This window comes from Snodgrassella sp. ESL0253, from assembly GCF_013344965.1.
GTDB lineage: Bacteria > Pseudomonadota > Gammaproteobacteria > Burkholderiales > Neisseriaceae > Snodgrassella > Snodgrassella alvi_B.
Genome location: NZ_JAAEDQ010000008.1, coordinates 48,301 through 62,252 on the forward strand (window position 1 = coordinate 48,301; position 13,952 = coordinate 62,252).

Annotated in this window: 11 protein-coding genes; 6 read left to right on the forward strand and 5 right to left on the reverse strand. The window is 40.6% G+C overall.

Annotated elements, in window-relative coordinates:
* Positions 1–944: 944 nt before the first annotated feature.
* The 4 genes from GYX26_RS07755 to GYX26_RS07770 form a co-directional block, all read right to left on the reverse strand.
* Positions 945–1,577: a fused MFS/spermidine synthase gene (locus GYX26_RS07755; RefSeq protein ID WP_174828781.1), complete on the reverse strand. Its 633-nt coding sequence runs from the start codon at positions 1,575–1,577 to the stop codon at positions 945–947.
* A 35-nt stretch (positions 1,578–1,612) separates the two neighbouring features.
* On the reverse strand, positions 1,613–3,154 hold the full coding sequence (locus GYX26_RS07760) for a fused MFS/spermidine synthase (RefSeq protein WP_174828782.1): 1,542 nt from the start codon (positions 3,152–3,154) through the stop codon (positions 1,613–1,615).
* Positions 3,155–3,303: 149 nt separating this feature from the next.
* Entirely contained in the window at positions 3,304–4,629 is a 1,326-nt protein-coding gene (locus GYX26_RS07765; protein WP_174828783.1) for a DUF6531 domain-containing protein, read from the reverse strand.
* Between the two features lie 371 nt (positions 4,630–5,000).
* Complete coding sequence (locus tag GYX26_RS07770) at positions 5,001–6,596, reverse strand: inorganic phosphate transporter (RefSeq protein WP_100090627.1); 1,596 nt, start codon at positions 6,594–6,596, stop codon at positions 5,001–5,003.
* Between the two features lie 115 nt (positions 6,597–6,711).
* Between GYX26_RS07770 and thiE the strand changes: the two genes are divergently transcribed.
* Both thiE and hemH read left to right on the forward strand, forming a co-directional pair.
* Positions 6,712–7,338, forward strand: a complete 627-nt coding sequence (gene thiE / locus GYX26_RS07775; protein WP_100090628.1) for a thiamine phosphate synthase — start codon at positions 6,712–6,714, stop codon at positions 7,336–7,338.
* Between the two features lie 211 nt (positions 7,339–7,549).
* Complete coding sequence (gene hemH, locus GYX26_RS07780; RefSeq protein ID WP_174828784.1) at positions 7,550–8,554, forward strand: ferrochelatase; 1,005 nt, start codon at positions 7,550–7,552, stop codon at positions 8,552–8,554.
* A 73-nt stretch (positions 8,555–8,627) separates the two neighbouring features.
* Here the strand turns inward: hemH and yegQ are convergent, their stop codons facing one another.
* Positions 8,628–9,995, reverse strand: a complete 1,368-nt coding sequence (gene yegQ / locus GYX26_RS07785) for a tRNA 5-hydroxyuridine modification protein YegQ (protein ID WP_174828785.1) — start codon at positions 9,993–9,995, stop codon at positions 8,628–8,630.
* A 182-nt stretch (positions 9,996–10,177) separates the two neighbouring features.
* On the opposite strand from yegQ, the gene recO reads away from it, so the two are divergent.
* From recO to GYX26_RS07805, 4 genes are all read left to right on the forward strand, one after another.
* Positions 10,178–10,909, forward strand: a complete 732-nt coding sequence (recO, locus tag GYX26_RS07790) for a DNA repair protein RecO (protein ID WP_174828786.1) — start codon at positions 10,178–10,180, stop codon at positions 10,907–10,909.
* Between the two features lie 652 nt (positions 10,910–11,561).
* Positions 11,562–12,065, forward strand: coding sequence for a type VI secretion system contractile sheath small subunit (gene tssB / locus GYX26_RS07795; RefSeq protein ID WP_100137657.1), 504 nt, complete (start codon positions 11,562–11,564; stop codon positions 12,063–12,065).
* A gap of 21 nt (positions 12,066–12,086) precedes the next feature.
* Positions 12,087–13,619 carry a type VI secretion system contractile sheath large subunit gene (gene tssC / locus GYX26_RS07800; RefSeq protein WP_174828787.1) on the forward strand — a complete coding sequence of 511 codons (1,533 nt, stop codon included), beginning with the start codon at positions 12,087–12,089 and terminating at the stop codon, positions 13,617–13,619.
* Positions 13,620–13,686: 67 nt separating this feature from the next.
* Positions 13,687–13,950 (forward strand): PAAR domain-containing protein, encoded by a 264-nt coding sequence (locus GYX26_RS07805; RefSeq protein ID WP_174828788.1) that lies wholly within the window; start codon positions 13,687–13,689, stop codon positions 13,948–13,950.
* Positions 13,951–13,952: the final 2 nt, after the last annotated feature.

Below are 13,952 nucleotides of genomic sequence, written 5' to 3' on the forward strand. Positions count from 1 at the left end.
CGAAAACAACTTGCCGATGAATGTAACTGTTTATGACTATACCAAAAAACATAAACAACAAAAGTGTGTCAGAAGTATTTTTTTTGTCATGAATTTTCTTCTTTAATAGATTTAAATAAACTTAGCTTTAATGATTTCAAATGTTGCTTCCTCCATTGCATTATCATACAGGTATCCTTTTTTGTTCAATGAGCATTGAATGTTTAATGCTTTGAAACATTAATCTGGTAACTGATTATCAAATTCCTTTCCTCTATCAGGAGGAAATAGATTTAATGACGATAGCAGTTACTTAGTCTGGTTTAATGCAGACATCACTAAATCTGCTGTTGTATGTTGACCAACACTATAACTAGCTATCTGGTGATTTGATAAATTTAGTAACACATATAAATAGTTCGAGCGTGGGTAACACGGATATAGGTTAATAATCTGCCTTAAGTACCTGCCATGAAACTGGCGTTGTAATTGGTTAGCTATTGCAGCAAATATTACTTGTACTCTAAAGTCCATGATAACGTTTAATCGTATACTTTTTTGATGTCAATGATAGCGACCTCATTACCTAAGCAATATAACGACGAAAAACGCTGATGTCTGCTTATTGCAACGCTAAACAATTCACCTGATTCTATAAAATTGATAGCTGCGATTAAAAACAGTCAATGTTTTATCAAAATAATGACTGGAAACTCCTAGGTTCCAATATAATTGCTGTTCTAGTACAACGATAGTGGCTTGCTTTTAGGATTTTAATTTTTATTCCATTATCAGTACACTTTGCTTTAGGATGCTGTTTTCCATCAACAGCTGCTTAAGTTTTATTTATAAGGTAATCAGTTTTAAGTTTATCTGTCCTCCCTAAAATATTTTATGAATTAATGTAGCCTACCACTATTTATAATCAGCGACAGTTGTCGCTGATTTATTTTTTTAACATCTTTCTAAATTTCTAAATTTCTAACTTTCTTGTTTACCTGTGTTTTATTAAAAAATAGGTATGCAAGTGTGGCTACAATGAAATTACCTAAAGCTGCAAATATCGTTACAACATTAAGTTCAAAATAGTTAAATAAAATAAATCCTGTTAAACCTGCACCAATTGTTGCACCTAAAGTATTTATTGCATAAAGATGTCCAGTAGTTTGCCCGATATTTTTCCAAAACTGTGCAATATAGGTGATTAAAATTGGAAGGGTTGCGCCCATTAAAAGAGTAGGAATAAGAACCAATACAAAATTAACAATTGCAATAACTATTAAATTGTAAGTAATAAAAATATCCCCAACAAATAAAATAAGTTGATAGCTAATTAACCCAAATAGACCGATACCCAACTCACTAAAACAGAAAAGTTGTAGTGCTTTATTAGGGTAATTATCGACAATTTTTCCACCACCTAGGGCGCCTAAACCAAGCCCTAACATAAATGCAGATACGATAATTGCAACAGAATCAACATCAGAGCCAAAAGCAGAATAAAGTGCTCGTTGCCAAGCCACTTGATAAGTTAACCCACTCATTCCAGAAATAAAAAATAGAGTACTTAATAGTAGTAATTGTTTTTTGTTTAGCATAAAAAGCTCCTTATTTAATTTTAAAAAGACAGGATTTATATTTTATTGTCGTATTTGTTTTTATGAAGACCATATTTATATTCTGTTATCATATTTTTATCAGTAATAATTTCTGTTTCTCGCTCCAAATTATAAAGCTTTTCAACTTCTTCAAGACTTAATAATTTTGTATTTAATGTTCTGTTATAAGCTCCCTTTTGTTTTGACTTTTCAGTAAACATTGGTTTACCATCTAAGACTAATTTATCAAGGCGATTTTTGCCCATATCTTCATCAAGTATAATTGGTGAATCAGAGGCATAGATAAATCCAAGCCTTCCCTCCCAATAGGCATATTTAAATATAGATTGCGCTGTTTTCAGTGTATCAGGTGAACGAGTACTATTAAATGCAAAAATACCATTAGGATTTAATGAATTCTGTACTATTTTCATCATCTCTTGCGATAATAGATTAGTTACACCTGAACGCCAATGGTAGGTGGTGTTCATAATGATTAAATCATATTTTTTATCACTATTTCGTTTAAGCCAACGTCTACCGTCATCAATGTGGATATTAATTTTATGATTTTTTAATATTGGTGAAACGATAGGGTATTGTTTAATAATATCTAGGTAACCTTTATTAATTTCAACGGCATCAATTGTTTCTAATGTGGGAAAACTGGATAATGCACGAGTCCATGCTCCGCCACTAACGCCAATAACGAGTGCTTTTTTAGGGTTTGGATGGATTGCGGCTAATAAGTAAAGTCGATTTAGGCCATTTATATCTATCTCTGGATTTATATTTAAAACACCATCATACATATTATTACCTAACACAATATTTTTTCTTCCATCTCTATTATCATTAACGACATGAATAACACCATAACGATTTTCTATATAAGAATTAATATGTAAATGCGTTGGTAACATATTTTTAAAAATATAATCTGTATGTTTATCAACTAAATAAAAACAATAGCTACTGAGTATAACAATAGCAATAACAGAAACCAGTGATTTTTTAATTATCATCAATCCTCCCAATAAGATACAAACTATACCTATTAAAATGAACATTGATGAAACAGAGATATAGTCAAGAAAAATACCACCAATTAACAAACTGCCAAGGGTTGATCCAATAATATTAAAAAAATAGACTTTAGAAACAGATGAACCGACTTTGTCATTGGCAATCCTCGTACCTAAATGATGTACAATTGGAAATAATATTGCTTTTAGGGCTGCAACGATAAATATTAAAAGACAACATAAAGATGTTATTAAAATATCATCAGTAGTTATTTGACAAGTATATTGAAATATAAATGGAATCAATATATCAATTATCCCTGCAAATATTAAAATATTCCCGCCGGCCCATAATAAATTAGAACAACGAGTGCAAATTGTCTTACCTCTACTTGCACCAAAGGCGATACCTAATAGAAAGAAAAACAACACCAGCGCAAAAGCATGTGGTGCTCCACCCCAAATAAAACTTACTATTCTAAACCATAGCATTTCTTGTCCTAAGCTCATAAATCCAACTAAAAGTGAAATGCACCAAGCAAAATATTTCATAGTGAATTTTCCTAAAATTTGTTGTTGTTTTAAGATTTAAACTTTTTCTACAATGATTTTTTTGAATAATTCAACAATTTAACAATTAATTAACTATTTTGGCAAGGGTTCTGCCTAAATATTTTTTAATTGAGCATTACGGAGCGGCTTTATTGTTCAGAATTAAAAAATTCATTGAGATTGTTATTAGGAAAAAGAGGAATAAAAATGTGGTCGCTGATGTGGCTGTGCTGACCACGGTAGATAAACAGGCGGTAGGTGCCATCGTCGTCTTCGATCACCCAGCGATTCTGTTCGCCACGGCGGATGCTGATATTTTCACTGACAATGCGGATACCTTCACCCGGCTGCAAGGCTTCGATCTCAAGGCGCCGTCCCTGTTCGTTGATGTAGAAGGCGGTGCAGGAGCCGTCTGACTGCGGATTGATTTCCATTTCTACTTCATAAGGGACGCTCCAGCCGGCACCAAACATGTTATGGGTGCGGGTATCGATGCTGCTGTAAAAACGCTGCCATTCGATGGGGAAATGGGCGGGTATGGTGAAATCGAGCTCTTCGGCACCGGCAAGGAGTTTGGCACCGGTGGGCAGGTGAACGGGGTTACCGCGGGTTACGGCTTTGGTCGCGCTGGCGATGACATAGCTGGTGGCGCCATTAATGGCGAGGTTGACCAGCAAACAGCCAATTTGGACACATCTTTTATTAGGGCGCTTAAGGGAGGCTAATATACCAATGCCTAAGGATATGGGGTGTTTGCCACTGCGTATCGGGCGCACGACGATGGGTTCACCACCGATGCGCACGTTGTTGGAAACTCTGACACCACCCTCGCAGTTGTCGGTGACTTTGGCTTCACAGGTGCTGCGGTCGTTGCTGCGTACGGCAGGCTGGCTGTTGATGTAGACTTTGCTGGAACCTTCGGCCATGTATTCATATGTACCGGGTAGATGTGGATGCTTGGCACAGGTGATTTTGTCGTTATCTCTGGGTACTGCCCGTGGATCGGCTGTAGCTACGGTAGGTCTGAAAATTTCTTTGGCCCATTCCCACAAGCCACTGAGTATGCCTGCGGCTATGTCGAGGAATTCTGTGGGTTGTTGTGGTTGTTCGCTGTCATCGGCCAGTTCGATGCCTGGGTCTATGGTGCCTGCGGCACGGGCTGCCGGTTTGCTGTTGGTACGGGTATTGTGTGAACCGGTGGTGATTTTGCCATCTTCGTTGAGGGGAAAGATGCTACTGACCCAGTCGGCGAGATTAGATACGACATTATCGCCGCCAGTCATGGTCATGACGATGCCTACGACAAGGCTGAATGCCAGTCCACCGGTGGTTATGGAGCCGAAAACGAGGAAGCCTGCGGCTGCGGTAATGGCAGCATAGGTGGCGATTTCTACGGCAGCGCCAACGATGTCTGCGAGCATGGAGGTGTGTAAAAGGATGTCTCCCTCGCGGGCAGCCCAGTAGGCTTCTCCCATGCTTATGTCTCCTTTGGTTGATAAACATAGTTTGTTACCAGTTTATTGCTTTAGTATTTCATGGTTTGGTTTAATTTTGTTAAATTAAAATTACTAAATTAGTTTATTTGTTGATTTATATTAATTTGTATTTATTTTTAGGCAATTTTTATGTTGTATTTTATCAACGGTGTAGATGATTGAGTGCTGGAAATAATAAAAGCAGCTTTCCGGTAAGGGGTTAGCTGCTTTGGTGTGGTTTGAATTGGTGTGCTTATTGGTTAATCTGGGCAGTTAATTCTCGTGTTTCATGGAAACGGATATCTGGCCAGCGTTTTTGTTACTGCACGGCATAAAAAACCGGACAGGCGTTGTCTGTTCGGTGTGTGATTTCAGAAAAACGAATTGAGTCCGAGAAAAATCAGCACAGAAAGTAGGGCAGCAGATGGCAGGGTAATTATCCAGGCCAGTGCTATGGGTTTCATTAGCTTCCAGTTGGCATTGTGATTAACCAAACCAATACCCAATACGGCACCAACCAGAATGTGTGTACTGGATACTGGCAATCCCATTAGTGTAGCCAGCATCACAATTGCAGCTGAAGACAGCTCTGCGGTGAAACCAGATGCTGGGTGCATTTTGGCCAGATTGGTACCCACTGTCTGAATAACTTCTTTGCCGATAAACCACAAGCCGACAATCAGGGCAACACCAAAAGTTATCATTACTGGTGCTGGAATCGGGGTATTGGTATCCATGCCGATATCACCGGTACGGATAATATCCATAATGGCTGCGAAAGGGCCTACTGCATTGGAAATATCATTGGCACCATGACTGAACGCGAAACCGGCGGCCGTAAATACCTGCATCCAGCTGAACATCAGAAAGGTGGATTTGCTCAGATCCTTACGCTTCAGTGTTTTGGCGTAAATGAATGTGGCCATCCAGATAAGTGCGCCTATCATGATGATTAAAAGAAAATTGGTAACCACAGACAAGCCAAGATGCAGATTGGTTAACCCTTTAAATAACAGCATGGCGGTAATCATCATGCCGCCACAGGCTGAAATTAAAGGTACCCAGCTATGTAGTGCTTTGAAAGCATCAATACTGTTTTTACGGCTTTCGATATCAGCCAGCCCTTTATAATAATCTGATTCCAGCTCTTCTGTGCTGTAATCAGGGTCGCTATAATTTTCGGCGTCTCGGGCAATTGCTGAAGAAATCCTGATTTTTTCTGTTTCGCTTAAGTGTTCAAACCAGGCTTTGTGTTTTTCTTTATACGCTTTTTTTTCCTGTTTGATTTGTTTCAGGGCAATGCTCATGCGGTCGTTATAATCGAGTACATGTTTTTTTATCTGGCTAAAGAGGATAAATGACAAAGCTCCGCCTAAAACCGGAGAAATCACCCACGATAGGCCAATTTCACCCATTTTATTCCACTGGATTAGATCTAAAGCGCTGCTGTTACCAGTTACCAGATAGCCCAGACACAACCCTCCTCCAACCAATCCACCAATCAGGGAATGTGTGGTTGAGACCGGCAGGCCTTTTTTCGAAGCAATCAGCAGCCAGATAGCCGCAGCTAGCAATGCAGCCAGCATGACGTTAATGCATTGTGATGGTGCCAAATGCATGGCACCAAGGTCTATAATACCGTGACGAATGGTTTTGGTAACTTCACCGCCAGCAATTACTGCACCTGATACTTCAAAAACTGCGGCGATACCCAGTGCCTGTGGTATTGTAAGGGTTCCTGCACCTACGCTGGTGCCAAAGGAGTTGGCAACATCATTACCGCCGATATTGAATGCCATGAAGGCGCCAAACAGGGTAGCAATGATGAATAACAGCGGAGAGTGATGATTGGTGTAACCCAGTCCCCAATAGATAAAGTAGGCAATTGTGCCAAGTAACAGCGCTGCAAAAGTGTAATTAACCCGCATAATCAGGGGTGAGCGTACAGAGGATGTGTCTGAGGCCATAATGTATTTATAAAGTGAAAAATTCAGAATAAATATATGCTACCGTTACAGAACGGAGGCAGTGCTGTGTGAAAAACTGTCATTATAAAGATTTTTATTTCAAAAGGAGTAAATTATGTTTTCAAATTCGTTTTTACCTATAGCTGCTCCCCTGAAGTTTTATGCTGTTGTTCCCTCTGCGGATTGGGTAGCTCGAATGGTGGATGCAGGTGCCAATACTGTACAGCTACGCAATAAGACCGCGATTGGCTCTACATTGTACCGTGAAATTGAGCGTAGTGTAGCCTATGCAAAAGATTCGCCTACGCAATTATTTATCAATGACTTCTGGTGGGAGGCTGTAGACTGCGGTGCCTATGGGGTACATCTGGGGCAGGAAGATTTGGAAAGTGCTGATCTGGTTATGATTCAAAGTGCAGGTTTACGATTGGGTGTGAGCACACATTCTACTGATGAGTTGACAAAAGCGTTGGCAGTAAAACCAAGTTATGTTGCTTGTGGCGCAGTTTTTCCCACTAAAACCAAAACTATGCCCAGTCAACCGCAGGGTTTGGACAAGCTCAGACAATACGTTGTTCAGGCTGGTAGTACGCCAACAGTTGCCATTGGCGGTATTGACTTGAGTAATGCTCGCGAAGTATTGGCTACTGGCGTAAGTTCGCTAGCAGTGGTACGGGCTGTCACTGAAGCGGCTGAACCAGAAAAAACAGTTAAGGCTTTTCAGGCGCTTTGGCAGGAATAAAGGCAGCAGGCCAGTAAATCCTTGTGAATCTAAGATTATAAGCATAATTTACCGGGATTCAGGCCGCCTTTGGGAATATTGATATTTACAGGTACATTATTTAGGGCAAAATGGATATAAAACCGTAATAATCGCTATAAAGCAAAATATATCAGCTATACTGGTAGCAGGATTTTCCTGATTTCCTGATAATCTGCTGCTGCCAATTGTTATGTCAAAATTATTTCTTTCCGAACCAGAAACATCGAAAACAGCTATAGGTGTTTTACTACTCAATCTGGGCACGCCCACAGCGCCTACACCTCAGGCAGTGCGCCCCTATTTACGTGAATTTTTATCTGATCAGCGCGTCGTTGAATTGCCGCGTTGTCTATGGCAGCTAATTTTGCGCGGGATTGTTCTGCCTGTTCGTGGACGTAAAAGTGCCCATGCTTACAGCACTATCTGGCAGGATAGCGGCTCGCCGTTATTGACCGGTACCCAGTCTCTTACCACAGCGTTAGCCAAAATCATGCCCAACGTTATTACCCGTTTTGCCATGACTTATGGGCAGCCTAGCGTGGTTAATGTTTTGCAGGAAATGAAACAGCAGGGTGTGCAACGTTTGCTGGTATTACCGTTATATCCGCAATATGCAGGCTCCAGTAGTGGTGCTGCACTTGATCAGGTATGGCGGGTGATGCTTAAGCAGCGTGTGCAAATGGCGGTGCGCAGTATCACCAGCTTTTATGCTGACAGCAATTATATAAAAACACTGGCCAGACATATTCAGGCATACTGGCAGCAACATGGGCGAGGGCAGTGTTTATTACTGAGTTACCATGGGATTCCACAGGCGCAGCATCAGGCCGGAGACGAGTATGTTGAGCATTGCACCACTACAACCCGTTTGCTGGTGGCTGAGCTTGGACTGCAAGAAAGTGAATATCGATTGGCATTTCAGAGCCGTTTTGGTTACGCGCCATGGGTAGGCCCAAGTACACAGGATTTACTTATCCAGTTACCTCAGACTGGAATAAGCAGCCTTGATATAGTTTGCCCGGGCTTTGTTACCGATTGTCTGGAAACACTGGAAGAAATTAATATTCGTGGCAAAGCAGATTTTCTGGCGCATGGCGGAAAGCAATTTCAGTATATTCCATGTATGAATAGTGAACAGGAATGGGTGGAAATATTGGCACCATTAGTCAGGCAGCATTTACAGGGTTGGCTATAATTACATATCGATATCTGTATTAGATAATAAACACGCCATAGTATTGTATCTATGGCGTGTTTAAGTTAGCAGTTTAAGCCGCCTCAGTCTGACTGATAATGCGAGCAATCAAAGCATTGTCTTTACCATGCATCTGTGGAATCTGTACTTCTATTCCGTTACCGGCAGCCACCTCCACCGGATAGCCCTTACGTGTCATTGCTTCAAGCTGAATAATCTGATTACCGCTGGGGTGAATAATTTCCAGCTGGTCACCAACACTGAATTTATTTTTTACCTCAATTGTTGCCCAGCCATCAGCATTTATAGCGGTAACCTTGCCAACATACTGGCTTTGTTTCGATAAAGAATGGCCAGACAGATAATTCTGGTATTCCTGAGTCTGATGACGTTCCAGAAAACCAGTGGTGTAACCACGATTGGCCAAACCTTCAAGTTCAGCCAGCAGCGCATAATCAAAAGGTTTACCTGCAACCGCATCATCAATAGCATGCCGGTATACCTGTGCTGCACGGGCAACGTAGTATACCGACTTGGTGCGACCTTCCACTTTCAGTGAATCCACACCGATTTCCGCCAGTTTCGCTACCTGTTCTACCGCACGTAAATCTTTGGAATTCATGATATAGGTCCCGTGCTCATCTTCCATAATGGGCATCATGTCACCAGGGCGGTTTGCTTCCTCAATTAAATACACTTTATTTGCCAGCGGATGCCGTTGCTGCTCATTCAGGCCGAGCAAGGTATCCTCAGCCAGACTTTGCGCCTGTTTAAAATCGAAATCGCGCAATAATTGTGCATCACCACTGTCACTATCCATCGTATTATGTACCTTATAATCCCAGCGACAGGCATTGGTACACGTACCCTGATTAGGGTCGCGGTGGTTAAAATAACCGGAAAGCAGGCAGCGGCCAGAATAGGCGATGCATAAAGCACCGTGAACAAATACTTCCAGCTCAATATCCGGGCATTGCTGACGAATTTCAGCAATTTCATTGATACTCAGTTCACGCGAAAGAATAATCCGCTCAATACCAATACTTTGCCAGAATTGTACTCCCCATGCGTTGGTGGTATTGGCCTGAACAGACAAATGTATTGGTACTTCCGGCCATTTTTCGCGCACTTTCATAATCAGCCCGGGATCGGCCATAATCAGGGCATCTGGCTGCATGGCAATAATTGGTTCCATATCGGCCAGATAAGTTTTCAGCTTTGCATTATGTGGCAGAATATTACTGGCCAGAAAGAATTTTTTGCCACGCGCATGTGCTTCAGTAATTCCCTGTTCCAGTATTGGCAGATGTGCAAATTCATTATTGCGTGCCCGCAGTGAATAACGCGGCGTACCTGCATAAACAGCATCTGCGCCGTAGTCAAATGCGGCACGCATCCGCTCCAGTCCGCCAGCGGGCAATAATAATTCCGGTGCTTTCATGAGTGTGCAAACTTTCCTGATGGTTTTGAATACTTTTAGGCAGCCGGCTATATTAAAGCCGGCTGCCTAAAAGTAAAGTATCTATTATTAACAGAATTATCCGCTTTTTCCCAAACAGGGTCAATTGTTATGCCGTATCAGGCTATAATTGACAGTACGTATAGTCGATGTGAAAACTGGTCATGTCCAATAACCGCATTAATCATCAACCCTCTTTTTTGCTCGCCTCACGCCCGTGGAGTGAAAGCAGCCTGCAAATAGAAATATTTTCCCGGGATTATGGCAGGGTGGTGATGCTGGCACGCAGTGCCCGGCGCAGACAAAGTGAATTACGTGGTGTGCTTGTTCCGTTTATGCCCTTGCAGCTATCCTGGTATGGTAATAATGAATTAAAAACCTTACACCGTGCCGAATGGGTAGGAGGATGGCCGCAGCCGCAGAATCAGTCCCTATTCAGCGCTTTGTATGTGAATGAGCTGGTGCTGAAACTTACAGCCCGCGAAGACCCTTTACCTCAGATTCATGCAGCCATGCATACCGTATTGCAAAGTATTGCCAGCGGTGAACATTTATCAGCGCTGCGGTATTTTGAATGGTCATTACTGCGCACTTTAGGCGTAGCACCCGATATCAGTCAGGATAATCAGGGACAGGCAATTATTGATTATGAGCGTTACTGGTTACGAGCCGAACATGCACCAGTGTTATTAATGCAGGCACAGTTATCTGCACAAGAAAACGGGATTGTTGTCCATGGCCACACACTTAACGCCATAACCTCCCAGACTCTGGCTGCCCAGCCTCAATGGCACTCAGAAGCGATTCGTCTTACTCGCATGCTTCTCGATTTTCGCCTGCCTGAAGGCATAACCAGTCGACGGGTACTGAAACAGTTGCAGCAATATACTGAATAATAGTATTTTGAGAAAAAAGAAAAATACTGTATTGAAAATTGAATGATAATACTTAATTACAGTATTTTTTATAGTTATTAATAAAGCTACATTTTTGATATTTATAAAATAAAATTTTTTACAGTTAAAATAATTAAAATAAATAATATGACTTCATTATTAGAATGGTCATTTGAATCCTATTTTAATTAAATTTGAATAAATTTTATTTTCTGTCACCTGATAATTTATAGAATGAGTCATTCCTAATAAATTCAGCTTTTAAATACATTACATAATTATAAAGAATAAACAGATACTTAGTTCAGAAATAATGTTAAAGATTTTTAGTAGTTATAGCTATCAAAATGTAAACATAAAAAAATTTTGGTTAATAAGCCACAATTATAATAGTTAGCCTTATAACAATATGAATAAAATTATTTACTTTTAACACAAATAAGTGAAAACAAGTTAAAATGAATGGGTGGCTAAGATACAAGTGTCACTACCTTAATCTGAATTAATTTTTTGCATTGAAAATTGAATTTACATGAAATTTATTAAACAGAATCTGCTGAAAAATTTCATATTATTGTTTATAAAGCGTTAAAACTTTTTAAGGTAATGGTTTTGTTTATTACCAATATTTAAATATTAAAAAGGAGTCATTATGTCAGAAAGCTTCCAAAATGAAGTGCCACCGGCACGTGTCAATATTAAACTGGATTTGCATACTGGGGGTGCGAAAAAACAGGTTGAATTACCCTTGCGCTTATTGGTAGCAGGTGATTTCAGCTTCTCTGAGAGTGATACCCCTTTGGCTGAACGAGAAAAAGTTTCAATCAATAAAAATAATTTTGATGCTGTTCTTGCAGAGATGAATCCAACCGTAAAACTCTCTGTACCTAATGCTCTGGCTGATGATGATTCCGAAATTCCAGTCAATCTGGATTTTAAATCAATGAAAGATTTCCATCCTGAACAGATAGTTCAGCAAGTACCTGAGCTTAAATCATTGCTGGCTATGCGTAACCTGTTAAGAGACTTGAAATCCAATATTCTTGATAATGCGGTTTTACGCAAAGAGCTGGAAAAAATTCTGCAGGACAAAAACCTTTCTGATGAGTTGCGTAAAGAGCTGGAAGCAATCTCACCAATCATCTCTAAAGAATAAATACCGTAGAGGAATTTAAGAATGCAAAAAAATATGCAAGATAGTGGTTCCGCTCAGGCAGCAAATGCTGTTCAACATTCCGTTTATGAATCATTGTTTGATAAAATAAATCTGAATACCGTTTCTACAGCACCAACCTTTGATCATTACACTAACAATACGGCCTTATCTGAATCTGCTACAAATGAACGCATTTCAGTGGCGATAAACGTATTTCTGAAAATGATTCAGGACAGCTCTCAAACCGTAGACAGACTGGACAAATCGTTACTGGATTTTCATATCGCCAAACTGGACAAATTGATCAGTAACCAGTTAGACAACATTCTGCATCACCCTGAGTTTCAGGCCATTGAAAGTACGTGGCGTGGTTTGAAATTCTTGGTAGATCGCACAGATTTTCGTCAGAATGTAAAGATTGATGTACTGGATGTTTCCAAAGAAGCCCTGATTCGGGATTTTGAAGATTCTCCGGAAGTCATTCAAAGTGGTCTGTACAGCCATACTTATATCAATGAATATGATACTCCGGGCGGACAGCCATTTGCTTCAATCATTTCAGCTTATGAGTTTAACCGTTCAGCTCAGGACATTGAGTTACTCAGAAATATTTCCAAAGTTTCTGCTGCTGCACACATGCCATTCATTGGTTCCGTTGGGCCTGAATTTTTTGGTAAAGAAACAATGGAAGAAGTTGCCTCAATTAAAGATATAGGCAACTACTTTGACCGTGCAGAATACATCAAATGGAACAGCTTCCGTAATACTGATGATGCCCGCTATATAGGTCTTACTTTGCCACGTTTTCTGGCACGCTTGCCTTATGGTAGTGATACCGTACCCGTACGCAGTTTCAATTATAGCGAAGAAGTTAAAGGCCCGGATCACAATCGTTATTTATGGTCTAATGCCACATTTGCATTTGCAGCCAACATGGTAAGAAGCTTCATTAAAAATGGCTGGTGTGTACAAATTCGTGGCCCGCAGGCCGGTGGTTTGATTGAAAATCTGCCCATCCACCTGTATGACCTAGGTTCTGGCGCGCAAATGAAAATTCCGACAGAGGTGTTAATTCCTGAAACACGTGAGTTTGAATTTGCCAATCTGGGTTTTGTGCCGCTTTCTTTCTATAAGAATCATGATTTTGCTTGCTTCTTCTCAGCAAATTCTACCCAGAAACCAGCGTTGTACGACACCAAGGAGGCTACAGCTAATAGCCGTATCAATTCACGTCTGCCTTATATTTTCCTGCTGTCTCGTTTAGCCCATTATTTGAAACTGATTCAGCGCGAAAACATCGGTATGACCAAAGACCGGCGTGTTCTGGAAGTGGAAATGAATAACTGGATTCAGAATCTGGTTACAGAAATGACAGACCCAAGTGATGAGTTACAGGCATCACACCCATTACGACAGGCAAAAGTTGCAGTGGAAGATATAGAAGATAACCCGGGTTTCTTCAAAATTAAGCTGTTTGTCATTCCGCATTTCCAGATTGAAGGTATGGATATTAACCTTTCTTTAGTATCGCAAATGCCAAAAGCTAAAAAATAAACATTAGCTACAAAAGAAAATCTACCGATAGTTTTCTATCGGTAGATAACCAATAGAGGATAACTAAATGTCACGTGCAATTATTTGTAAGGGAGACACCACCACACACGGTGGAGTTGTGCTTGAAGGTGATCCGGTTGTCAGTATAGAAGGGCGGCCTGTAGCCCGCAAAGGCGATAAAGTTAGCTGCCCGAAATGTACAGGGGTTTATTTCATCGTAGAAGGCGACCAGCAATTAACAGTACAGGGGCGTCCGATGGCTCTGGAAAATATGAAAACCAGCTGTGGTGCCCGATTGTTATCCAGACAATCAATAGCTAAATGTGAATAATC

What these genes read in the sequence shown, in the direction of transcription:
- tssC (WP_174828787.1), top strand. Translation starts at nt 12,087, where the DNA reads ATGCAAAAAAATATGCAAGATAGTGGTTCCGCTCAGGCAGCAAATGCT.
- GYX26_RS07805 (WP_174828788.1), top strand. Translation starts at nt 13,687, where the DNA reads ATGTCACGTGCAATTATTTGTAAGGGAGACACCACCACACACGGTGGA.
- GYX26_RS07760 (WP_174828782.1), bottom strand. Translation starts at nt 3,154, where the DNA reads ATGAAATATTTTGCTTGGTGCATTTCACTTTTAGTTGGATTTATGAGC.
- GYX26_RS07765 (WP_174828783.1), bottom strand. Translation starts at nt 4,629, where the DNA reads ATGGGAGAAGCCTACTGGGCTGCCCGCGAGGGAGACATCCTTTTACAC.
- GYX26_RS07755 (WP_174828781.1), bottom strand. Translation starts at nt 1,577, where the DNA reads ATGCTAAACAAAAAACAATTACTACTATTAAGTACTCTATTTTTTATT.
- recO (WP_174828786.1), top strand. Translation starts at nt 10,178, where the DNA reads ATGTCCAATAACCGCATTAATCATCAACCCTCTTTTTTGCTCGCCTCA.
- yegQ (WP_174828785.1), bottom strand. Translation starts at nt 9,995, where the DNA reads ATGAAAGCACCGGAATTATTATTGCCCGCTGGCGGACTGGAGCGGATG.
- GYX26_RS07770 (WP_100090627.1), bottom strand. Translation starts at nt 6,596, where the DNA reads ATGGCCTCAGACACATCCTCTGTACGCTCACCCCTGATTATGCGGGTT.
- thiE (WP_100090628.1), top strand. Translation starts at nt 6,712, where the DNA reads ATGTTTTCAAATTCGTTTTTACCTATAGCTGCTCCCCTGAAGTTTTAT.
- hemH (WP_174828784.1), top strand. Translation starts at nt 7,550, where the DNA reads ATGTCAAAATTATTTCTTTCCGAACCAGAAACATCGAAAACAGCTATA.
- tssB (WP_100137657.1), top strand. Translation starts at nt 11,562, where the DNA reads ATGTCAGAAAGCTTCCAAAATGAAGTGCCACCGGCACGTGTCAATATT.